This is a genomic window from Candidatus Ancaeobacter aquaticus (assembly GCA_030765405.1).
In the GTDB taxonomy this organism is placed as follows: domain Bacteria; phylum Auribacterota; class Ancaeobacteria; order Ancaeobacterales; family Ancaeobacteraceae; genus Ancaeobacter; species Ancaeobacter aquaticus.
The window spans coordinates 1-21768 of record JAVCCP010000042.1 but is presented as its reverse complement, the minus strand read 5'-3'; the positions used below and the strand labels follow the sequence as shown (position 1 = coordinate 21768).

Here is a 21768-nt window from a genome sequence, read left to right as displayed (position 1 = left end):
TGTCATATATCTCATCAATATGGGGTAAGGAGACTCGTCCCTATGCAGGGTCTGCAAAAAGCAGCGCAAATGATCCGTAAAGCAAAAACTATCATGGTTGCGTGCCATATCAATCCTGATGGTGACACCATAGGATCGCTTTTATCTCTTGGTTTGGCGTTAGAGAAGATAGGTAAACGTGTCCATTTTATCAGTCAAGACGGTGTTCCTCACAGGTTTCGGTGTTTACCCGGCGCACGTCGCATCAAAAAAAAGCTCTTAAAGAAAGTCGATTTGGCTATATCTGTTGATTGTAATTGTCCGGAAATGCTTGGCAAGCCGTTTGATAGTGTTATGATTGCGGATCAAGTATTAGAGATTGATCATCATGAGTATCGCAGACCATACGGTGATTTTGCGTTAGTTGATTTGAAGGTATCATCTGTAGGTGAATTGATCTACATGCTCCTTAAGAAGCTCAATATAAAGATAACATGCGATATTGCACAAAATATACTGACTTCAATTATAGTTGAAACAAATTCTTTTTCATTGCCAACTACTAATTCTTCTACATTCAGAGTGAGCGCAGAACTGCTTGAGACCGGTCTTGATTTTTATAAACTGACTGATATGGTGTATTGGTCAAGAACAAGAGAAGTAGCACTCTTGTCAGGAATATGTCTTGCACGATGCGCATTTTTAAAATGTGGAAAGATTGCATGGTCGATTGTGCGTGCAGAGGATTTTAAACGTATAAAAGGTAAAGACGAAGATGTTGACGCAGTTGCTGATGAAATGCGGTCAATAAAAGGTGTGAAGATCTCAGTGTTGTTTAGAGAAAAAGGCAGGGGTCTTTTGCGTGTCAGTCTTCGATCCAAAGGAAAGATAAATGTCGCGCACCTTGCAGAACTCTTCGGTGGCGGAGGACATGCCGATGTAGCGGGATGCTATATTTCTAATAGGCCGTCTCTTATCCAAAATCTTTTAAAACAAGCGGCAAAACTTGTTCGTTAAGAATCTACGATTTCAGATTTGTGACAAAATCTTCATATTAAGTGGTTTTGCGACTGCTAAACATTAAAGAGATAATTAAGTATATATTCCACATCTTCTCGAGTTATTTTCTTTGGATTTGCCGCAGTTGATCCCGAGGATAGTGTTTCGGAAATTATCATTTCCTTTTCAAGAATAGCCATTCCTTTTAAAGGCGAAGAAATATGTAATGTCTTTAAGAGTTCCTGGCAACGGATAATAATGTCGTTTTTCATTACCGAGGAGAGAATATCATATTTTTCCCCTATAACACTTTTGTTTATTTGTATTGAAGGGATAAAACAAAGTGAACAGAGTAATCCATGTGGAATTTTGTATAGATAGCCAAGCGGATGGACAATGCCGTGTATGACGCCTAAGCGAGAGTGAGAGAATGCGATACCTCCCAGATAGCTTCCCAAGAGTAATGCCGAAAGGTGTTCAATAGTCGGTTTAGTATATGCAGGAATGATATTATTGTTAATGAGCTCTATAGATTTAAGGGCATATGTTTCAGTGAGCCACGAGGCATTTTTAGATATATATGATTCATAACTTTGAACGAGTGCATCCATGGCAGAATAGGCAAGGGATTCTTTCGGAATTCCTTCAAGTAGTGATGGGTCGAGAATGACGGTCTTTGCCATAAAGCTTTTATCTCGTATAGAAAGCTTTGTTTTTCTTTCAGGATTACTAATGACAGAGTTTGAGGTTGCTTCTGAGCCAGTTCCAGCAGTAGTTGGGATTGCAATAAAAGGGATGCCGGGCTTTTCCAGTCGTTTGCCCTTCTGATACACAACGGGTGACTCTTTTGCATTAAAGAGTCCGGCGGCAGCTTTTGCGAGATCTAAAACACTTCCTCCACCTATTCCGATAATCCACTGTGCTTTTGATTCTTTTGCTTTTGCGATAACCGTTGATACTTCCTCAAGTGTTGGTTCTCCTCCGTTTCGGCAGAACAATGCAATATGTTCGGGGTGAGAGAAATTTTTCAGGATGCGTTCTTTTTTGCCATGAGCGTCAAGAGAGTTTCCATGGACAATAAGGCCGTGTGAACCGTATGATTGTGTTGCTTTTGCAATTTCGCAGGCAGCATTCTTTCTAAACAATGTTTGTTCCGGTAGAAGTATGTTTTCAGGTATAATCATATTATGAGTTATATTCAATAATTAATGCCGTTATAATAAGATCGGTAGGGGACGTTCATCTCATCTTTTTTGAAATAATGGTTAATAGTAACCTCACCCGGCGCGACACGCATATTCTTTCTTATTTTACTTACACGTTCATCTTTACGTTTTATCATGGTAAGTTCCTCCTTGTAATGACTTATATTATAAACTGTTATATAAAAAAAGAACATTTCAAAATAAAAAAAGTACGCTATTATTGAAAAAAAGGGTATGATTATAAGGGTCGAAGGGAGGACATATATAATGAAAGATGTATTAAGTGTTATTTTAGGTGGTGGAAGAGGTACTCGGTTATATCCTTTAACAAAATATCGTTCAAAGCCGGCTGTTCCTTTAGCAGGTAAATATCGGTTGATTGATATTCCTATTAGTAATTGCCTTAACTCCGGACTGCGTAAAATTGCAATTCTAACACAATTTAATTCAGAATCTTTAAATAAGCATATATTTCGCGCATACAAACTTGATGCTTTTTCACACGGTTTTGTGGATATTATTGCAGCCGAACAGTCTCCTGGTCAGCAAGATTGGTTTCAGGGCTCTGCGGATGCGGTAAGAAAGTGTTTTAAGCATTTCAGCGATCCGCGGGTAAAGTATATCATCATATTGTCCGGTGATCAGGTATACAAAATGGATTTAGCAGCTTTTGTGCAATTTCATATTGAAAAAGATGCGGATATAACAATTGCGTGTAATACCGTTCCTAAAGAAGAAACTCCTGATTTGGGAATAATGGGTATTGATGATAATTGCAAAATTAAAGAGTTTATTGAGAAACCACAGGGAAAAGTACTCATTGACCATTTAGCAGTTGATGTTGACGGAAAAGAGTCGTTTTTGGCATCTATGGGTATTTATGTTTTTAAGAAAGATGTCCTGCTGCAATTGCTTACTCACAATAAAAAGGCCGATTTTGGTAAGGAAGTAATCCCTGATGCGATACAATCCAAAAACACATTTGCATTTACCTATAAAGGTTACTGGAGAGATATCGGAAATGTAAAAGCGTTCTACGAGGAAAATCTTGCGTTTACGAAATATATACCGCCGCTTGATATGTTTGATGAAAACTGGCAGTTTTTTACTCGGCCGAGATATCTGCCGCTGTCAAAAATTCAAGATAGTTTTATTGATGCTTCAAATATCGCTGAAGGTTCAATTATTGAGAAATCCCGTATTACTCACTCTATAATTGGATTAAGAAGTATTGTTCGTGAAGGATCAACGGTTGATGATTCAATTATCATGGGTAGTGACTATTATGAATCACCTAACGATCAACCTGCGGGTGTTCCTCCTCTTGGTATTGGTAAAAATTGCGAAATAAAGAATGCAATTATTGATAAGAATGTCAGGATAGGGGATAATGTAAAAATTGTAAATAAGGACAATCTCGATGAACTCGAGAATGAATATTGTATGATACGAGATGGTATTACCGTTATCTTAAAAGGTACAGTTATTCCATCTGGAACAGTAATATAACAAAGGGGGCTATGAATGGTTCATTATACTGATGGCGACGAGAAACTTATTTGTGCATTTTCACACCGGCTTGACAGTGTCAACTGCACAAAGTGGGAACAAGGTTTATATGAAAAAGTACGTAACATAAATAAACCTGTTGTATTTGATATGACCGAGGTCAATTATATAGCATCAGCGTTCTTACGTATTTGTATCGCAGTATCAAAAGAGATCGGGGCTGAGAACCTTACCGTTATCAAGGTACATGATAATGTGATGAAAGTGTTCAGATTAGCCGGGTTAGACAGACAATTAAAAATTAAATAATATTTTAGTGGTCAGAGTTTTATATCGAGCAACACAGTAAAACTCTGACCATTTTTTTTTATGTATTGGGATACAAGATGAAAAAGCTTCCTTTCTTTATTCTTTTAATGGCCGGTTTCTCAGCGATGCTTGGCCTTGGTATCATCTCACCCTTTCTTCCCGAATTTTCCGAACGTCATGATGCAAATGGTTTCTGGATGGGAATGATATTTGCAGGTTTTGGTATTTCCCGCGGAATTATAATGCCCTTTGTCGGTAAAATGTCTGATAAGAGAGGAAGAAAAATATTTGTTGCCTCAGGACTGCTTCTCTACGCAGTGATATCTTGTTTTTATCCGTATACGGATTCGGTATTCCAGCTCACCCTTGTTAGAGTGATACACGGATTTTCAGCTGGGCTTATTATTCCTATTGTAATGGCATATGTCGGTGATATAGCTACCGAAGGGAAGGAAAGTATTGTTACAGGTACGCTTAATATGATGTTTTGTCTTGGGCTTGCTACCGGGCCATTATTTGGCGGCATACTTTTTAAATTGTACGGGACTCATGCCGTATTTTACATGATGAGCGGTTTGGGAGTCCTGAACTTTTTGATTGTTGTTTTTTTCTTACCCGACTGTAAAAATGTAGAGCTTGCACCACCGGAAAATCCTTCTGATTTTCACAGTCTCATAAAATATAATTTCATTAAAGCGATACTCATTATTACCGTAATCATTACATTAATAATGGTTGTCTTTATGTCGTTTTTACCATCTCTTGCTGAAAATATACATGTTGATGCATCACATGTCGGTATCATATTGTCAACGGGTGTATTGCTTGCGGGGATTTTACAAATACCGTTTGGATGGGTTGCTGACAAACTGGATCGCGTGGAGAAATTAATTCAAATAGGTGTAGGGACCACAATTAGTATGTTTGCACTCGTTGGAATGCCGTTTTGTCCTGATTTTATCGCATTATTTTTTGTCGGAGCGTTTCTTGGGGTAGGGCTTGCAATTGCGTTACCGCCACTTACGAGTCTTTCGGTAGGCATTGGGAAAAAGACAAGTATGGGTGCTTGGATGGGTATATTTAATGCAGCCCGCAGTATTAGTTTTGTAATTGCCCCGATATTGTTTGGCATAATTATGGACTTCATAGGGATTAATTATGTGTTTTATTTATCTGCTCTTGTAGTATTCTTTGGGGCGTTAAGTTTTGGGCATTATATACGAAAACGTTTAAAAGGATATAAGACAGGATAGCATTCTCATCTCTGACATTGTGATTGAAAACTTTACATATATACGGTATACTGTGTACGTGAAAAAAATAAAAGCATCTATCTTAGTAGCATCCTTTCTGTTTGCCGCAATTTTGCCTAATATATCTTTATCTGAAAATATCCAAGAAGAAGATCCGTTTGGTGCTGTTGAACAGATTGAAAAAGCGTGGGGGCTGGTTGCTTCCGGGCAGTTCAAAGAGGCCATTCCTTTATTTGCAAATATCATTAACGATTATCCCGATTTTAGTGATGCATACAACGGGAGAGGGTTGTCGTATCTGACCATTGGTGACTATGATAATGCCATTAAGGATTTTAATAAGGTAATACAATTAAATCCGGATTTTGCGGATATATATGAAAGCAGAGGGTATTGCTTTTACGCAAAAGGTGATCTTGATAAGGCGTTACTTGATTATAATAGTGCAATCAGTATAAGTCCTACTATGGCAAGCGCGTACAGTGATAGGGCGAACATCAAACGGATGAAGGGGAATATCAATGAAGCCTTAGATGATTATACAAAAGCAGTAACACTTGACCCAATGCTTGATGAGGCATTTTTTTATAGGGCGCAGTTGTATTCAAGTATTGGTGGTATTGATAACGCTATAAAAGATTATAACCAGGTTCTTACACTAAACCCGAGATCAGCGGAAACATTTGCATGCCGAGGTCTGGCATATCAGCGTAAAGGTGATATGCAAAAGGCTTTGGATGATTACAATGCGTCACTTGAGATCGATCCAGAGTTTGATCCGGTATCGATCTTTATTAATCGTGGAAATGCCTATAAAGCGGTTGGGGAAAACGAAAAAGCCTTTGCAGAATTCAATAAGGCGGTGGTTATCGATCCTGAAGATGTTGATGCCGTTGTGTATCGCGGTATTGCGTATAGTCAAACAGGTAAGATTAAAGAAGCAATTACCGATTTTAATAAAGCGATATCTCTTGATCCAAAATCCGCGGGTGCATACTACAATCGCGGTAAAATGCATGCGGTGAGAAAAGATTATAACAAGGCGATAGCTGATTATACTAAGGCCTTAAAATTTAAGCCTGATGCGGCAGTTTTCTATTTTAGGAGAGCTCAAGCCTTTCTTTTAAAGAAACGCTACAAGAAAAGCTATGATGATATGAAGAAAGCCGAGTCGCTTGGCTACAAAGTGCCGAAAGAGTTTTCTGAAAAACTGAAACAAGCAATGCAATAAAGAACGTTTATCGATTTTCGTTGTTCGTTGTTCGCAAATACCATAGAAAAAAAAGGACTATCGCGTTAGCGATAGTCCTTTTTTTTAGATAAAGTCAAAAAGTTAGTCGTTCGGATATTCTAAGAATATCAATTTACATTTAAGAGCGTAATCAATAGCTATTTGTGTGGGACCAAAATCATATGGGCCACCGCCATCGATCCAACTGTTCGGGCCATATTCCCAGCAGTTACCCCAACCTCCGAAACCGTTATATGGGTAATCTTGCATGCCCCACGTAGTTGCACCGGTTTTTACTTCTGTTGTTTTTCCGACGAGTACAGCGTTAGCGCCTTTAGATTCTGCAGAATGCATTAGTTGCATACGTGCATCTTCACTATTCATGCCTTCAGGAATGGTTGCTATCCCACGGCCAATGATCTTAGCGTCTTGAGGGACATCGCTTTGATTATAAAAGATGTCAGCATGTGTTGTTTGCGGGAGTGTGTCTCCGACATAATCAACATTTACTGTTTCACATCCGGTAACACAAAAACAAGCTAAAAGTACTGCACAGATAAGAGCTCTCATATTCTCTCCTTTTGTTAGTGTGTAATAACAGTAGTCCATGAGAGACAAAAAAGCAATATTTATATAGAATACTATGAACACTGCGGTGCTGATGCGTATATACCCCGTGGATGTATTGGATATATTGAATGTAAGCTTATCCAAACTGTTGAAACAGAAGATGTGACGCTGTTTATCGGTGAAGGCGTATACGCGGCATGTCTTGCGGGTGTTTTTAATGAAAGACTGCTCGTTGAAAAACCTGAAGGAAAGACGTTGCATCATCTTGGTAACACTGTTTTTGCTATTCCTGCTGATACACTTAATGTGAAGAAATAAAAAAGGCCCCCGATTTAATTGGGGGCCTTTTTTATAGTAAATATTGTTTATTGATTGTCTGTAGGAATAACTGGTGTTTCTTGTGGCGTCGGTATTTCTTCACTGTCATTAACACTGATCCCATATAGAAGATAGAGCATTGCAAGAATAATGCTTACCAATCCTGCCAGAGGAAATTGTATGTTGCATCCCTGAAGAATTGTGCCGAGGACTATTCCCGGTGTGATTGCGATAACACTTATGCGTACGAGGACCTGGTAACCGAGATTTTTCTTGCCCATTTTTGTAAACAATTTACCGATAGCGCCATAAATCAAAACTTGTATAACATGGAACATAAATGACAGTATGACGATCAAAGGATAAAGACTTAATGCAAACCATTTGTTGATCAGGTGCAGCCAATCAAAAATCATATTTTTGTTAATTGAAAACTGTTTTATTTTGTTGAGATCATATATAGTTGTCTCATAATCATTCTTTTTTGTCATAAATTGTTTATCTGTAACGAGTATTGTTGCTTCGCTGTCTTGAAGGTTCTTAGTTTTTCCTGAGGTATCAATGATAGCTAAGTTCCTTCCTGTTTGCGGATCTTTTATATAGTAGGGAATAGGCTTGTCTATTGAGACAGTACCGTCTGTAACGGTTATTTTTGGAAGTTGGTTTATCAGTTCGGGGGCTTCTAGAGAAAAGAGTGCGGTATCTTTTTGTAGTTCAATTATGCTTGGGATTGTACAGACTGCTAGTAATAGGAATAAATAGAAAAAGGATACCCCTTTCCAGTTTTTTGCAACGTCACGATAGAGGTTTTTTGAGAAAAACGACATAAATACAGCAGATATTTTTGAATATTCCTTCATGCATATGTCCTTTCTTTAAAGATAACAGATAATTCTTATTTTTAGATTGCAATAAGTATAGCATATATTATTATTGATTAAAACAGAAAATGACTCTAAAAAGGGGACTGTCCCCTTTTTTAACAGTTTAGTCTCGGTAGTCTGAAACATTTAGGATTTAATAGTTTATGTCGTATAGAGATTTAAGAGAATATATACATACGCTTGATCAAAAAGGTGAGCTTACCTATATTGATGCTGAAGTGAGTTCTGACCTTGAAATTACTGAGATCACTGATAGAGTGAGCAAAAAACAGGGTAATGCGCTCTACTTTCGTAATGTAAAAGGTTCAACATTTCCCGTTGTGACAAATCTCTTTGGTTCATATGGGCGCATGGCGCTTTCATTATCAGTTGATTCAGTTGAAGAGATCGCTACGCGAATTCGTGAGCTTATTAATCCCGAAATACCCTCATCGCTGATAGATAAGATTATGATGCTTCCCAAGCTGAAAGAACTTGCCGTATGTGTTCCGAAAAAAATGAAGAATGCGCCATGTAAAGATGTGGTAATAAAAGACAGTATAGATTTGGGATTATTACCGGTTTTGAAATGCTGGCCGAGTGATGGCGGGGCATTTGTTACTCTTCCACTGGTTTTTACTAATGACCTTGAGAATAGCACGAGAAACTGCGGTATGTACCGCATGCAAATCTTTGATAAAAACAAAACGGGGATGCATTGGCATGTAAATAAAGATGGTAAGACACATTATGCCCAGTATAAAAAGGCGGGAAGGAAAATGCCTGTTGCGGTAGTTATCGGGGCTGAACCTGAAGTGATATATGCCGCTACCGCACCGTTGCCATATGATATCGATGAGATGATGTTTGCGGGATTTCTCAAGAAGAAACCCGTTAAAATGGTGAAATGCGAGACAATTGATATTGAAGTTCCTGCATCAGCCGAATTTGTTCTCGAAGGATATATTGATCCGGAAGAGACAAGGACTGAAGGCCCTTTTGGTGATCATACCGGTTTTTATTCCCCCGAAGACACGTTTCCGGTGTTTACGGTGACATGTATCACGCACCGGAAGGACGCGATCTATCCGGCGACTGTTGTGGGTAAACCTCCCATGGAAGATTGTTACATGGCAAAAGCGACAGAACGGATATTTTTGCCTCTTATGAAAATGCAGCATCCAGAAATAGTGGATATCAATCTTCCTATAGAGGGGGTGTTTCATAACTGTGCGGTAGTATCGATAAAGAAACAGTATCCGGGGCATGCACGAAAAGTTGTCTACGGTCTGTGGGGTATGGGGCAGATGAGTTCAACAAAAATCATTATTGTTGTTGAAGACGATGTTGATGTGCAGGATCTTTCAGATGTTGCGTGGCGTGCATTTAACTTTATTGATCCGAAACGTGATGTCTTTTTTGCGCAAGGCCCGAGCGACGAGCTCGAACATGCGACAAGTCAGTTACGTCTTGGAACAAAGATCGGCATTGATGCTACACGTAAAACACCTGAAGAAGGTATGGCGCGTCCGTGGCCGGATGAAATAAAGATGAGTGAAGAAGTAATCGAAATGGTAAATAAGAAATGGGAAGAATATGGAATTACACTGGATAAAAAAGTTCGTTAAGTTAGTTAAGTTTGAGCATACGTTGTTTGCATTACCGTTTGCCTATATCGGGCTATTACTTGCACCGGGCGAAGGGAAGATACTGATATTTGTATGGGTTACGATCGCTATGGTCAGTGCACGTACAGCCGGTATGGCGCTCAATCGCATTATTGATCTGAAATACGATAAGCTAAATCCTCGCACACAAGACAGAATTCTTTCCCGCGGTGATATGCATGGTATGACGGTTGTAGCTATTATCATTGTCTCCATTCTCGTTTTTGAGTGTTCTTCATACATGCTTAACAGGCTCTGCTTTGTTTTGTCTCCGGTGGCCTTAGCACTTCTTTTTATCTATTCATATTTAAAACGGTTTACTTGGGTAGGGCATATAGTTTTAGGGGCCATTCTTGCCTGTGCACCGGTCGGAGGATGGCTAGCGGTAACTGGCAGTTTTTCTTTTTCTATACTTGTTTTGGGTTTTGCGGTGATATTATGGGTTGCAGGGTTTGATATTTTGTATGCGTGCGGTGATTATGATTTTGATAGAGAACACGATCTTCGTTCAATACCGATACGGTTCGGGATTGAAGAATCACTCCTTATTTCATCAGCGTGTCACTTTATGATGACTTTTCTTCTTTTTCTTATTGGCTTTACACTTGATTTAGGGATATTCTATTTTTTAGGTGTTACAATATGTTCGTTATTATTGATATATGAACATATGCTTCTCAAGAAAGATAGGGTGAAAAATATGAGTACCGCATTTTTTACCGTGAATGCATGGATAAGTGTTATCTTGCTTGTATTTACAATAGCCGACAAAATTGCATATTAAAGGAGTGTAAAACATGAATAACTATATTGTTAGTATTAGTGGTGCAAGTGGCATGGTGTACGCAAAGCGCCTAATTGATGTGCTCCTTGAAAATAATTGTCATATAGAGTTATGTATTACTGATATGGCTAAGTTCATCATGAAAGAAGAACTTGGCATTAATCCCAAGGCCCTTTCAGATACAAGGTATCTTTCTTCGCTATTTGGAGAGATGTCCCATAATGTGAGATTTCATGATATTCATGATCTTACTGCGCCAATAGCAAGCGGTTCGTACAAAACAAAAGGTATGATCGTTGTTCCCTGCAGCATGAACACGCTTTCTGCACTTGCAGTGGGGAGATCAGAAAATCTTTTAGAGCGAGCAGCTGATGTCACTTTAAAAGAAGGGAGACAACTCATTATCATTCCTCGCGAGACACCGTTTACTGCGATCCATCTCGAGAATATGCTCAAGCTCACACATGCAGGGGCCGCGGTCATTCCTCCCATACCGGCGTTTTACCACGATCCACAATCTATTGATGATCTTATCAATTATGTTATTACAAAGATACTTGATCGTATGGGTGTCGATACCAATATCATGAACAGGTGGGACGGGGTAAAGAACAAAGGAACAATAAAAACAAATATTTCACAAGCCCCTAATGGATAACACATGTCACGCATACTCAATGAAATAAAAGAAAAAGTTTTCTCAGGTGTACGGCTTGACCGTGACGAGTGTATGTATCTTGGCAACAGTAATGATATACCCGCGCTTGGAAAAATGGCTGATTTTGTGAGAAAGAATAAAATTGGCAATAACGCATTCTTTTCACAAAACCTTAATATTAATTATACCAATATCTGTGAGTTAATGTGTCCATTGTGCGCATTCTCAAAAGAAAAGGAAGATAAAGAATCGTATATTCTGTCACTTGATGATATTGAGCTGAAGGTACGTTCATTATATGAAAAAGGTTTGTTTGAGGTTCATATTGTCGGTGGCCTTTCACCCGATATACCGTTTAGCTATTTTATCGATATGCTTTCCCGGATTAAGGACGTTGATCGCGGTATACACGTGCAGGCTTTTACTGCCGTTGAGATAGATTATTTTTCTCGTATCTATAGCATGGACATTAAAGACGTATTATTAGAACTGCGTAATGCGGGACTCGGTAGTATGCCTGGCGGTGGGGCCGAGATATTTTCTGGACGTATCAGAGAAAAGATATGTCCTGATAAGATATCCGGAGACCGGTGGCTTGAGGTTATGGAAACAGCACATAGCATGGGTATTCAAACAAATGCAACGATGCTCTATGGGCACTATGAGACTTTTAAGGAACGGATAGATCATATGCTTGCATTACGTGATCTGCAGGATAAGACAAACGGGTTTTTAGCATTTGTGCCGCTTGCATTTCATCCAGAGAACACAAAAATTGAATCAATCCCATATGGTACAACGGGTATAGATGATATTAAGATGATATCAATCTCACGTATAGTTCTTGATAACGTTCCTCACATTAAGGCGCTTTGGATGTATTCAGGAATGAAAATGGCAGAGACCATGCTATTTTTTGGCGCTGATGATATCGGCGGTATCTCGCTTGAAGAAAAGATCGTGCATGCAGCGGGAGCGAAAACCGCACGAAGCGGTGATAAAAAAGATATGATCCGCATTATTGAAAATGCCGGAAGAATTCCGATCGAATGTGACAGTGTTTATAGAAAAAGACATGCACAATCTGAACCTGTAACGCTAAAGGTCTGATATATGAAAAAAATAAGAATAGGGTATCCTTCGTATATAAATTGTCTACCGGTATATTATGGCCTCTCGCAAAGTGAAAAAGGCAGTAACTACGAACTCGTAAAAGGAACGCCATCTGAGTTAAATGCACTTATGCGCAAAGGAAAACTTCATGTGAGCGCGGTATCTTCTATTGAATATGCGCGTAACCAGGAAAAATATCTACTATTACCTGAGCTGTGTCTTAATTCACGCATCAAGGTGATGAGTGTCTGTTTGTTTAGTAAATATCCGTTAGAAGAACTTCATGATACACATATAGGGCTTACTGATACGAGCGCGACATCTCACGTGCTTCTCAAAATAATTTTAAAACAATTCTGTGGGTACAATAATACTTTTACCGTTATGCAGCCTGATCTGAATGCAATGTTAGAAGAATTCGATGCGGCGCTATTAATAGGTGATGATGCGCTTAAAAACCGGTATCGAAAAAATATCTATATTTATGATCTTGCAGAGCTATGGCATAATGCAACTCAAAAAGAATTTGTATTTGCGCTATGGGTTATGGATCGCGAGTGGGCCTCTCAGAATATTGAATATGCATCATATATATTACCGTGGTTAAAAGATTCGCTCTTTACCGGTTTTTATAATCTTGAAGAGATAATAAAAGAGGCGGAGCGTCAGGTGAGCGGCATAAACTTTACAGAGTACTTTAAACACGTGCAGTATGATTTCACGTATTCATGTAAAAAAGGGTTAGAACTTTTTTACCGATATGCACGGCAAAGCGGACATATCCAAGATAAGGTAAAGCTTAATTATCTTACCCCGCGTGTATTGCTTCAAGAAGAAATGAGTGCAGTATGAATCTAGACTCAATATTAACAAAGGCACGAGAAGGGAAGCGTCTATCAATCGATGAAGGGACACTTCTTTTTAATGCTGATCTTGTCACACTTGGTGCGATTGCCGAGTCTAGAAAAGCTGTTCATCATAAAGAACCGATCGTGACATTTGTTATTGATCGAAATATTACGTTTACTAATGTATGTGTCTGTCAGTGTGATTTCTGTGCGTTTTATGTTTCTCCTCAGTCAAGAAAAGCATTTCTTTTAAATGAAGATGAGATACTTAAAAGTGTTAAAGAACTTGTAGATATGGGTGGGACTCAAGTCATGTTGCAGGGAGGGCTTAATCCAGAGGTTGATCTTGAGTACTATTTGTCTATTCTAAAAAAAATAAAAGAAAGTTTTCCGGTACATATTCATTCGTTTTCAGTGGCTGAGATTGTATATTTATCTAAAAAGGAAGGTATTTCAGCCGAAGAAGTTCTAAAAAAAATGCAGGAGGCAGGGCTGGACTCACTTCCCGGTGCCGCGGAGATCTTAGTTGATCGTGTACGGAAAAAAGTAAGTCCTAATAAAACATCAACAAGCGAGTGGATAGAGGTGATGAAGTCAGCTCATGCGCTTAATATGCATACTACGGCAACAATGACTTTTGGTATGGTTGAAACAACACGTGAACGTATGCAGCATCTTGAATGTATCCGAAATCTTCAGGATGAAACGGGCGGGTTTAAGGCGTTTATACCATGGACATTTTCCCCGCGTAATACAAAGCTCTCATCACTTAAAGCTGCAGGCGGCGTTGATTACCTCATGATGCTTGCGATTTCGCGCATATATCTTGATAATTTCCCGCATATACATACCGGTTGGGTAACCGAAGGCGAGAAACTTGCACAGATCGGTCTTATGTTTGGGGCAAACGATATGGGTGGTATTCTTATGGACGAAGTTGTGGTAAAAGCAACAGGAATTAATAACTCTATGACAGTAGATAAAATTGTCCATCTTATACAATCTGCAGGGATGATACCTGCACAGCGAAATTCAAAATATGAAATCATTCGCTACTTTTAATTCACATGATCCTCAAAAGGGAGATTATATACGTAATCTCTTCAATAACATTGCATCGCGATATGATCTTCTTAACTATATTCTCAGCTTTGGTATTTATCGTTTGTGGTACAGGCGGGTTTTGAAAGAGTCCGGCTGTCCAAAAAATGGGACGGTAATAGATTTTTGTACCGGGACAGGAGAACTTTTAATCTTATTTAACAAGAAATTTAAATTACATCGCGGGATAGGAATAGACATATCAGAACACATGCTTGATGTGGCACGAAATAAGATTAAAGATAATACTATCTTCGATTTCAAATGTGTTTGCGCTGAAGATACCGGAGTAATGGAAAAGTGTGATTGTGTGACAATGTCGTTTGCATTGCGTAATGTCACAAATGTGGATCATGTATATAATGAAATGGCCAGGTTAGTAAGGCGTGGAGGTAAAGTCCTGATACTTGAACTTACTGCACCACAAAATCCAATCATGAAATTGTTCCATAAAATTTATTTAAAAACTGTCTTGCCTTGTATGGGATGGTTGCTATCAGGCGATAGTAAGGCATATACGTATCTTGCTGAATCTATTATAAATTTTCCGACAAATCGTGTTATAACCGGGCTTATGCGTAAAGCTGGCTTTAGAAATATCAGGGTTGAACCTCTTTCCTTTGGTATCGCATCTCTTTTTATTGCTGAAAAATGACAACCAATACAGCAAAGATAATTCCTTCACCATTACATTTGTATAAATATTTGCTGTAACCAAAGTAAAGAGGGACACTCTTTTTAACTTATTCACAAGTAGATAGTTGCGACGTAATTACTGCCTGTAATTGCCAGTGTTAAATAATTAACGTGTAAGATGTTGAGTATGAGTTGGATAAGAAGAATGTCCCGATATAGTGCGATAGAGTGTATTGGGCTTGAGAATAATTACAATTAAACTTTACTTTACTTTAAATTAAATGTATAGTAAAATGTATATTGTAAAGGATTGTAAAAATGCACAAAAATATTTATAAAAGAAGAGTTGTTGATGAGGTTGTAGAATACTTAAATACAGACGATATAATTGTATTACATGGCGCAAGACAGGTTGGTAAAACATGCATACTGTATTTTCTGGAAGATTACCTAAGAGAGAGAAATGAAGAGGTGTATTTTATTGATCTTGAAGATTCAAGATATGTAGCAATTATTGATGCGGGAATAGAACAGTTTTTAAATCACCTAAAAGAAGAAGGTTTTGATTTAGAAAAAAGGATATATGTATTTATAGATGAGATACAATACTTAAAGAATCCTTCTTCGTTTATGAAATTGCTCTCAGACCACCATAAGAATATCAAACTGATCGTTTCGGGTTCATCAAGCTTTGAGATTAAAAGTAAATTTAAAGATTCACTGGTCGGAAGAACAGTAGATTTTGAGGTATTTAATCTGTCTTTTGAAGAATATTTGTTGTTTAAAGGTAAAAAATATGATGAGAAAATTACCGGTGAATTAACGGATAAGAAAATAGATGAACTAAAACTTTTGTACAAAGAATATGTACTTTATGGCGGGTATCCAAAGATTGTGTTAATAGATGAACTTGATAAAAAAGAAAGGTACCTGCAGCAAATAATTGATACATATGTACGGAAAGACATTCGTGACCTTGCATTGATAAAAGATATAGATAAATTTAATAAATTGTTGGAAGTTTTGGCCTCTCAAGCAGGACAGATGCTCAATATAACGGAGCTGTCAAATACGTGTAATATTGCAAAACAAACTGTTGAGCACTATCTTTTCATACTGGAAAATACATATATAATTAAATTGGTACGGCCTTATAGCAAGAATTTAAGGTCAGAACTTTTTAAAGTCCCTAAAATCTATTTCTATGATTGCGGTTTAATGCAAATGCTTTGGTTGAAAAGTCTTCAGAAAGAGATTATTGGGAATGTTTTTGAAAATAGCATTTTTGCAGAGCTTGTAAAAGAATATTCAAAAAATAATGTTTGTTATTGGAGAACTATGGATAAAAAAGAGATAGATTTTATACTCAATGTGAAAAACAAGATCTTGCCGATTGAAGTTAAGCTTAATTTTGAGCGTTTTAAAAATAAGGCCATAGATTATTTTGCTGGAAAGTATAAGATAGATGAATATAGGATCGTAGGTTTATTAGGTCAGAAGAAAACCCCATCATATATATATCCCTGGGAAATAAAAGGGATATTTACGTAGCTAACAGTATTCTACACTCATACATTCCATCAAAAATCATAACTAAAAACAGTAGTTCTTAATTCTGCATATTGTTTAAATTGTTAGTGTAGCCCACAATTTGTCCACTCAAATTTTCCTACCTTCTTGACAAAAGGATATTTATGGTGTATACTTCATAGTAGGTGAATACATGAAAACGCGTCTTATTGAAGTGCTTGAATCCGCTGAACTCTCGCGTGTCGGAAGAATGCTTTTTTCAGGCAAAGTGTTGCCGTATCCTAAAGATGTTAAGATTGAATTTCATAAGAAACTTGATTGTTTAAATGACATTGTAAAAGAAACTACGGTGTTTGATGATAAATCATAAATTGCATAAAAATTTGTTATGGCCCCATGTTAAAAACTGCATGAAAAGCTTTGTGCATATTTCTATTCTCGTATCGTTTTTATTATCTTCCGTTGTTCCCCTTGGGGCACAAACTATAGAAAAAAAGACACTTGCCCCTGATTCGATATTTTCTGAAAAAGAGCTTGATGTGATCAATCTTGAAGAACCAGAAGAAACCGTACGTTTACCGGATACTGTTCAAAGTGAGCGGGAAAAAGAAAGAGAAAAAGAAGCGGTTAAACGCGGTGCACGGTGGCCGTGGCTGACTGTGTTACTTTTAAAATATGGGTACAAAGAGACAACACTTGATGTTGTGCAAGTATTGATTGAGCAGTTATTCTGGGGTGTTGGGGCAATATCCGGTGTGTGGTATGGTATGACGTATCCTCAGAGTCTGACTTTATCTGCACTGATGTTTGGGTTCTTGCATGTGTTTACGGGAAAGATGGGCGAGCGAGTAAAACCGAGGTTTAGAGATATCGTTTTTGTCTCAATTTTAAATCTATCGGTGATCACATTGTATGGATTAACGCCGCTTTCAGTTCTCTTTTCCGCTCTTTTCATAGCCGGGCCGATGCATTATATGTATAACAGATATCTGGATGAGAATGAATGGATGTATCGTGAGATTGCACGTATAAATGGTGAGTATTATGTGCGTTTAGTTGAGATATTTTCCGATCGTACGTTATCCATGCCAACAAAAGAAGCAATGATAGATGATCTCGAAGACAAACTATTAGATGCTGTCCCAGAAAAGTATCAATCGTACTATATTCGGGGGATAAATAGTTTTAATAACGAATTGCCAAAAAATAATAATCTTCTTATGCTGCACAAAGGCTCGGAAACTCAATATCTTTTAAATGATTCTGTCGATAGAGAATTTGCAGACGATATTGATAGGGATGAAGTGCTGACACGTTCTCAGGGGAAGGTAACGTACCGTGAACTGTATCCTGGAATACCGGTCTTGTTTATGGATCCGGGGTTTTACGAATATTTTGATAAGACCGTGCTAGATAATGATGTTATGACTTACGGGTTTACCCTTACCAAAGGTAACAGGGGTATAAAACCCACCTATTGCATAGTGCCGGATGATAAGAACCAATTAATTAAACAAACAACACTAATTCACGAAGTCCAGCATTTGGTCTGGGGACTCCTTTTAGAATCCGGTTTAGTAAAAGAAATCAATGAAACATCAGAAGAACGATTAAGGTTATTCAAGCGGTTTAGAAAAGAAATGTGCTCTGCGATTGTAAGTCGCGAAGATATCTTAGAGGAATCTCCCGAGGCGTTAGTTGTTACAAGAGACAAGAAAGATCTTGATTTTGCCGAGATAGAAAGGGATTTTATTGGTATCTGTATGAAAGTAGCCCGTGCCGGCGGTGTAGAGCACGAAGCGTTCTTCCATGCGGCTATTGCCTCAGCAAACTTCAATGAGCTCAGAAAGAATTGTCTGCGTTTAGTTCCATTGCATACGTTAACCAATGATGAAATCATAAGGGTTTTATCTGATAATAAACTTTTAAAGAATGATACGGAGTATGCGGATAAAGCAAAAGAGTTTATTAAAGTTTCCAATATCACAATTACCCCAGAATATTTAAAGGAGTATGTCGCGCACTATAAACAAAGAGCACGAAAAATGCCAGCTGTACCGTTTACTGAAGGTCTGAACGCACAGTTAGAAAAAGATAAATCGAAGAAAGAAGAAGTAAAAAAAGCGGAATTGCCGCAAGTAGATAGAGGAGAGGCCCTTGAAGATGAGATAGTAGCAGATGAAGATACTGAGCCAGTAAAAGCCGACTATATGCAGGTGAAGGCCCCGTATTACAGTAAAGAGTCTATAAAAGATGGAAAGAAGATTGAGTTTGAAACGCCGGATGATGCGAAGAAGTTCGGGAAGAAACTTGTTTCTAAAAATAAAGCGGTGGAGCACCGGATCGATGTTCTTGGCAGGAAGTTTGATGTAATTTTAGAAAAAGGAACGGGAATTACAGATGCGGCTGTGAAAGCAGCGATATCTGAGGCTGTATCCAGGACTAAAACCGTTGGCGGTGATATAGCGAAACTTCCTTCCACAATCGTTTTTTCTATCCTAGACAAATCATCACACATGTTCGAAGACCATATACGAAACGGTTTTATTGGTATCAATAAAGCGCTGTATGAAATAAAAGATAAAAAAATACAAAATCTTCTTTTAGAGGTTGGTGTATTTCATGAGCTGTGTCATGAGGTGACTGGCAAGGGCGGAGATACGTTTGAAAAAGAGCAGATGAAACGTGACGCAGTGTATGTCAATAGTCTTATGAATACGCTTGGTATTGATATTGAAAGTATCTTACCGATTTTAAGGGATAATTTTACCCCCCCAATACAGAATTTCATTTTTGCATTACAGTCTGCCGCTGTATCCAGCTACTTTGATATTCCAGATTTCGACGGTAAGTTCTCCCGGTTTTCCGACTGGCTTGACCGCGAAATAAAAGACGGTAAAATAATTCCAAACGATAAGCTCAGAGCTCTTGCCAGGTCTCTACCAATTTCGGTAACGATCTTTGAAGAGAAATATCCTATTGACCATAATGTATTTAGTTGGTTGTTCGATAGCGAAGAATATAAGCGTTTTAAGGGTGCTGTTAAGAATGTAAATAATCTATTAAAAACAGGCAGAGAGATTAACTTTGAGGATGTGCAGGAATGGAACAAGCTCGTCGGAAAGACACGCATGCCGATACGGCCTATGTTTTTAAAGAAGAAAAAATACGGGGATTTCCGTTCAGGTTATCAGTGGTTTATGACATGGTGGCTGACAGGTAAGATAAATGCATATTACAAAAATGGGAAGATACCTAGAACTCCTATCCGTTTAGCTACTGATGCTTTTTATACAGTGGTTTCCAGTCATCCTTTTTATGATGGAAATCACCGCACAGGGCTTCTTATCATGATGTATATTCTTGCAAAATCAGGTCTGAGCGTGCATTTTGATCAAGTAAGCCTCTCACAGTTCAGGATTATTACCGAGCACGACAAACTCGATAAAAACCAGATATATCAGTTTATCAAAAAACGGGTTCATAAGCTTCCGGGACCCTCTACCTCTAGCTATAAATCTTACCGCAAAAATATTGACCACATTACTGAAACATTTCAACGCACCGGTACGTCTGAATAATTAGAAATGGCGGATAAGCGGCCATCTGCTGTGTTACGTTTCCGCGCTTCCTTGTACGAAGTACTATACTGTACGTCTCCCGCGGTCGCTTGAACGCGCCTTGCATCTGACCACTTCTTCGCCATTTCTTTAAATTGATAGTGAGAGAATATGTAAGAATGTTAGAAAACGAAGTTTTCATTTTAGAAGGAATGAAGTATACTTATTCCATAAATGTTATATGGAGGTTTATAATGAATAAAAAGATAACTGCGGTATTAGTGCTACTGTTTTGTGTTTCATTTTTTGGTAAGGTTTTTGCTGATTCTGAAGGGGTGCAGATGATTCCGATGGGGGATGTTGACAGGCGCCTGGTAGAGACTATCGCTAATATAACCGACAAAGTGATGGGAATACCTGTTGATGTCGGTAGGGGCGTATCTATGCCTTCTGTGTCGTACGATTTTAACTCCGAGAAAGTTTCCGGGAATATGGCTATGAATGCGCTTGAAGGGTATGATGAGGGTCGAAGGGTCTTTAAAGTTACCTACGAAAGAATGTTTGCTATTCTTAATAAGCCTCTCATGGGGCCGGAACCGGTTTTTGGCAATATAAATAGGAGCCAAAAACGGCTTATTATGTCTCTTACGCCCTTACGTGAGCAGTATTACGGCCGGAAGCCTAACAAGCAGTTATTCAAACAACGGGCGTTCAAAATGGCCGTTCATGAGTTAGGGGAATCATACGGCTTAAAAGAATGCGATCATAAAAGATGTATTATGGGGCCGGTTAAATCAATAGAAGATCTTGATGAAATGATCCTTGAGTTATGCCCAAAATGTAAACGCGAGTTTAAAAAACTCAGAAAATAAAAGTGGGAACTTTTTCATATAGCCTGCGTTGTAATGTGTGTGGGAGGGGAGTATGAAAAAGTTAATGATTGTCACTCTTTTATTGAGTTCTTTTGTGCTGGTGTCTTCCCTCGGTTTTGCGCAGGGTGTAAAAAAACCTGTTCCACCCGCAACATATCCTGATAGTGTTTACAAAGGTCCTGTTACTCCGCTTGAGATTATTGAGATGAGTAACGCAAAGCTCAGTGACAGTATTATTATCAACAAAATCAATGATAGCGGTGCAGAATATGATCTTTCTGTAGCTGATATTATTAATCTTAAAAATGTCGGGGTAAGTGACAATGTCATAAACTATATGATTAGCGCAAAACCTACTCCTGTTGCAAAACGTGTTGTTCCACAGACAGTTGTAACATCCCCGCAAGTTACGTATGTTGTTCCCGAGCCGACTACAATATATACGTATGATTACTATACCCCGCCTGTGAACGTGGGCTTTTCGTTTGGTTCATGGGGAGGATGCGGTCCGTCGTGGGGATGGGGGTATCGTCGTAGAGGTTGGTATGGTGGTCGGAGATGGCGTGGAAGATGCTGGTAAGTCATTTCATTACAATTTATTTACAATATGAGATAATACTCAAAATCTTATAATTCGTAACCGGTGAGCAAAAGGGGGAATTATTTGGGAGGTAAGAGTAAATAAGGATCAATATCAGGATTATGAATATAAGCTTCTAATGTTTTCTTAAGCCATTCTTCTAAGGATCCGATCTTAAGACGT

Annotated in this window: 22 protein-coding genes; 18 read left to right on the top strand and 4 right to left on the bottom strand. The window is 38.3% G+C overall.

Going from position 1 to position 21768, the window contains the following annotated elements; all coding sequences use genetic code 11:
- Positions 1-42 precede the first annotated feature (42 nt).
- Entirely contained in the window at positions 43-996 is a 954-nt protein-coding gene (locus P9M13_05320; protein MDP8262705.1) for a DHH family phosphoesterase, read from the top strand.
- Between the two features lie 56 nt (positions 997-1052).
- On the opposite strand, the gene P9M13_05315 is transcribed toward P9M13_05320, so the two are convergent.
- A complete protein-coding gene (locus P9M13_05315; GenBank protein MDP8262704.1) occupies positions 1053-2162 on the bottom strand; it encodes an iron-containing alcohol dehydrogenase in 1110 nt (369 codons plus the stop codon).
- Positions 2163-2176: 14 nt separating this feature from the next.
- Positions 2177-2320 (bottom strand): hypothetical protein, encoded by a 144-nt coding sequence (locus tag P9M13_05310; GenBank protein MDP8262703.1) that lies wholly within the window; start codon positions 2318-2320, stop codon positions 2177-2179.
- Positions 2321-2450: 130 nt separating this feature from the next.
- Here P9M13_05310 and P9M13_05305 point away from each other — a divergent pair, with 130 nt between their 5' ends.
- From P9M13_05305 to P9M13_05290, 4 genes are all read left to right on the top strand, one after another.
- The gene (locus P9M13_05305; GenBank protein ID MDP8262702.1) at positions 2451-3692 is read left to right on the top strand and encodes a glucose-1-phosphate adenylyltransferase; all 1242 of its coding nucleotides are present in this window, start codon (positions 2451-2453) and stop codon (positions 3690-3692) included.
- Positions 3693-3707: 15 nt separating this feature from the next.
- On the top strand, positions 3708-4001 hold the full coding sequence (locus P9M13_05300) for an STAS domain-containing protein (protein ID MDP8262701.1): 294 nt from the start codon (positions 3708-3710) through the stop codon (positions 3999-4001).
- Between the two features lie 77 nt (positions 4002-4078).
- Entirely contained in the window at positions 4079-5254 is a 1176-nt protein-coding gene (locus P9M13_05295) for an MFS transporter (GenBank protein ID MDP8262700.1), read from the top strand.
- 58 nt (positions 5255-5312) lie between these two features.
- On the top strand, positions 5313-6485 hold the full coding sequence (locus P9M13_05290; protein MDP8262699.1) for a tetratricopeptide repeat protein: 1173 nt from the start codon (positions 5313-5315) through the stop codon (positions 6483-6485).
- A 102-nt stretch (positions 6486-6587) separates the two neighbouring features.
- On the opposite strand, the gene P9M13_05285 is transcribed toward P9M13_05290, so the two are convergent.
- On the bottom strand, positions 6588-7055 hold the full coding sequence (locus P9M13_05285) for a hypothetical protein (GenBank protein ID MDP8262698.1): 468 nt from the start codon (positions 7053-7055) through the stop codon (positions 6588-6590).
- 99 nt (positions 7056-7154) lie between these two features.
- On the opposite strand from P9M13_05285, the gene P9M13_05280 reads away from it, so the two are divergent.
- Positions 7155-7373, top strand: a complete 219-nt coding sequence (locus tag P9M13_05280; protein ID MDP8262697.1) for a flavin reductase — start codon at positions 7155-7157, stop codon at positions 7371-7373.
- Positions 7374-7420: 47 nt separating this feature from the next.
- Here P9M13_05280 and P9M13_05275 read toward each other — a convergent pair whose 3' ends face one another.
- Positions 7421-8233, bottom strand: a complete 813-nt coding sequence (locus tag P9M13_05275; GenBank protein ID MDP8262696.1) for a DUF1189 family protein — start codon at positions 8231-8233, stop codon at positions 7421-7423.
- Positions 8234-8400: 167 nt separating this feature from the next.
- Between P9M13_05275 and P9M13_05270 the strand changes: the two genes are divergently transcribed.
- The 12 genes from P9M13_05270 (at position 8401) to P9M13_05215 (ending at position 21585) form a co-directional block, all read left to right on the top strand.
- A complete protein-coding gene (locus P9M13_05270) occupies positions 8401-9864 on the top strand; it encodes a menaquinone biosynthesis decarboxylase (GenBank protein ID MDP8262695.1) in 1464 nt (487 codons plus the stop codon).
- Positions 9833-10687, top strand: a complete 855-nt coding sequence (locus tag P9M13_05265) for a UbiA-like polyprenyltransferase (protein MDP8262694.1) — start codon at positions 9833-9835, stop codon at positions 10685-10687. Before P9M13_05270 ends, P9M13_05265 begins: the two co-directional genes overlap by 32 nt.
- Before the next feature lie 13 nt (positions 10688-10700).
- On the top strand, positions 10701-11345 hold the full coding sequence (locus tag P9M13_05260; GenBank protein ID MDP8262693.1) for a flavin prenyltransferase UbiX: 645 nt from the start codon (positions 10701-10703) through the stop codon (positions 11343-11345).
- A 3-nt stretch (positions 11346-11348) separates the two neighbouring features.
- Entirely contained in the window at positions 11349-12455 is a 1107-nt protein-coding gene (locus P9M13_05255; protein MDP8262692.1) for a CofH family radical SAM protein, read from the top strand.
- A gap of 3 nt (positions 12456-12458) precedes the next feature.
- The gene (locus tag P9M13_05250; GenBank protein ID MDP8262691.1) at positions 12459-13310 is read left to right on the top strand and encodes a menaquinone biosynthesis protein; all 852 of its coding nucleotides are present in this window, start codon (positions 12459-12461) and stop codon (positions 13308-13310) included.
- A complete protein-coding gene (mqnC, locus tag P9M13_05245) occupies positions 13307-14368 on the top strand; it encodes a cyclic dehypoxanthinyl futalosine synthase (GenBank protein MDP8262690.1) in 1062 nt (353 codons plus the stop codon). Before P9M13_05250 ends, mqnC begins: the two co-directional genes overlap by 4 nt.
- Positions 14346-15062 (top strand): ubiquinone/menaquinone biosynthesis methyltransferase, encoded by a 717-nt coding sequence (locus P9M13_05240; GenBank protein ID MDP8262689.1) that lies wholly within the window; start codon positions 14346-14348, stop codon positions 15060-15062. The genes mqnC and P9M13_05240 overlap by 23 nt, the downstream gene beginning before the upstream one ends.
- A 299-nt stretch (positions 15063-15361) precedes the next feature.
- The gene (locus P9M13_05235; protein ID MDP8262688.1) at positions 15362-16594 is read left to right on the top strand and encodes an ATP-binding protein; all 1233 of its coding nucleotides are present in this window, start codon (positions 15362-15364) and stop codon (positions 16592-16594) included.
- Between the two features lie 172 nt (positions 16595-16766).
- Positions 16767-16943: a hypothetical protein gene (locus P9M13_05230; GenBank protein ID MDP8262687.1), complete on the top strand. Its 177-nt coding sequence runs from the start codon at positions 16767-16769 to the stop codon at positions 16941-16943.
- Positions 16930-20154: a Fic family protein gene (locus P9M13_05225; GenBank protein ID MDP8262686.1), complete on the top strand. Its 3225-nt coding sequence runs from the start codon at positions 16930-16932 to the stop codon at positions 20152-20154. The genes P9M13_05230 and P9M13_05225 overlap by 14 nt, the downstream gene beginning before the upstream one ends.
- A 233-nt stretch (positions 20155-20387) precedes the next feature.
- Positions 20388-21005 (top strand): hypothetical protein, encoded by a 618-nt coding sequence (locus tag P9M13_05220; GenBank protein MDP8262685.1) that lies wholly within the window; start codon positions 20388-20390, stop codon positions 21003-21005.
- 52 nt (positions 21006-21057) lie between these two features.
- A complete protein-coding gene (locus tag P9M13_05215; GenBank protein ID MDP8262684.1) occupies positions 21058-21585 on the top strand; it encodes a hypothetical protein in 528 nt (175 codons plus the stop codon).
- The last annotated feature ends 183 nt before the right edge of the window (positions 21586-21768 follow it).

What these genes read in the sequence shown, in the direction of transcription:
- P9M13_05315 (MDP8262704.1), bottom strand. Translation starts at nt 2,162, where the DNA reads ATGATTATACCTGAAAACATACTTCTACCGGAACAAACATTGTTTAGA.
- P9M13_05255 (MDP8262692.1), top strand. Translation starts at nt 11,349, where the DNA reads ATGTCACGCATACTCAATGAAATAAAAGAAAAAGTTTTCTCAGGTGTA.
- P9M13_05230 (MDP8262687.1), top strand. Translation starts at nt 16,767, where the DNA reads ATGAAAACGCGTCTTATTGAAGTGCTTGAATCCGCTGAACTCTCGCGT.
- mqnC (MDP8262690.1), top strand. Translation starts at nt 13,307, where the DNA reads ATGAATCTAGACTCAATATTAACAAAGGCACGAGAAGGGAAGCGTCTA.
- P9M13_05220 (MDP8262685.1), top strand. Translation starts at nt 20,388, where the DNA reads ATGAATAAAAAGATAACTGCGGTATTAGTGCTACTGTTTTGTGTTTCA.
- P9M13_05235 (MDP8262688.1), top strand. Translation starts at nt 15,362, where the DNA reads ATGCACAAAAATATTTATAAAAGAAGAGTTGTTGATGAGGTTGTAGAA.
- P9M13_05225 (MDP8262686.1), top strand. Translation starts at nt 16,930, where the DNA reads ATGATAAATCATAAATTGCATAAAAATTTGTTATGGCCCCATGTTAAA.
- P9M13_05270 (MDP8262695.1), top strand. Translation starts at nt 8,401, where the DNA reads ATGTCGTATAGAGATTTAAGAGAATATATACATACGCTTGATCAAAAA.
- P9M13_05285 (MDP8262698.1), bottom strand. Translation starts at nt 7,055, where the DNA reads ATGAGAGCTCTTATCTGTGCAGTACTTTTAGCTTGTTTTTGTGTTACC.
- P9M13_05310 (MDP8262703.1), bottom strand. Translation starts at nt 2,320, where the DNA reads ATGATAAAACGTAAAGATGAACGTGTAAGTAAAATAAGAAAGAATATG.
- P9M13_05300 (MDP8262701.1), top strand. Translation starts at nt 3,708, where the DNA reads ATGGTTCATTATACTGATGGCGACGAGAAACTTATTTGTGCATTTTCA.
- P9M13_05260 (MDP8262693.1), top strand. Translation starts at nt 10,701, where the DNA reads ATGAATAACTATATTGTTAGTATTAGTGGTGCAAGTGGCATGGTGTAC.
- P9M13_05240 (MDP8262689.1), top strand. Translation starts at nt 14,346, where the DNA reads ATGAAATCATTCGCTACTTTTAATTCACATGATCCTCAAAAGGGAGAT.
- P9M13_05305 (MDP8262702.1), top strand. Translation starts at nt 2,451, where the DNA reads ATGAAAGATGTATTAAGTGTTATTTTAGGTGGTGGAAGAGGTACTCGG.
- P9M13_05320 (MDP8262705.1), top strand. Translation starts at nt 43, where the DNA reads ATGCAGGGTCTGCAAAAAGCAGCGCAAATGATCCGTAAAGCAAAAACT.
- P9M13_05275 (MDP8262696.1), bottom strand. Translation starts at nt 8,233, where the DNA reads ATGAAGGAATATTCAAAAATATCTGCTGTATTTATGTCGTTTTTCTCA.
- P9M13_05295 (MDP8262700.1), top strand. Translation starts at nt 4,079, where the DNA reads ATGAAAAAGCTTCCTTTCTTTATTCTTTTAATGGCCGGTTTCTCAGCG.
- P9M13_05265 (MDP8262694.1), top strand. Translation starts at nt 9,833, where the DNA reads ATGGAATTACACTGGATAAAAAAGTTCGTTAAGTTAGTTAAGTTTGAG.
- P9M13_05215 (MDP8262684.1), top strand. Translation starts at nt 21,058, where the DNA reads ATGAAAAAGTTAATGATTGTCACTCTTTTATTGAGTTCTTTTGTGCTG.
- P9M13_05250 (MDP8262691.1), top strand. Translation starts at nt 12,459, where the DNA reads ATGAAAAAAATAAGAATAGGGTATCCTTCGTATATAAATTGTCTACCG.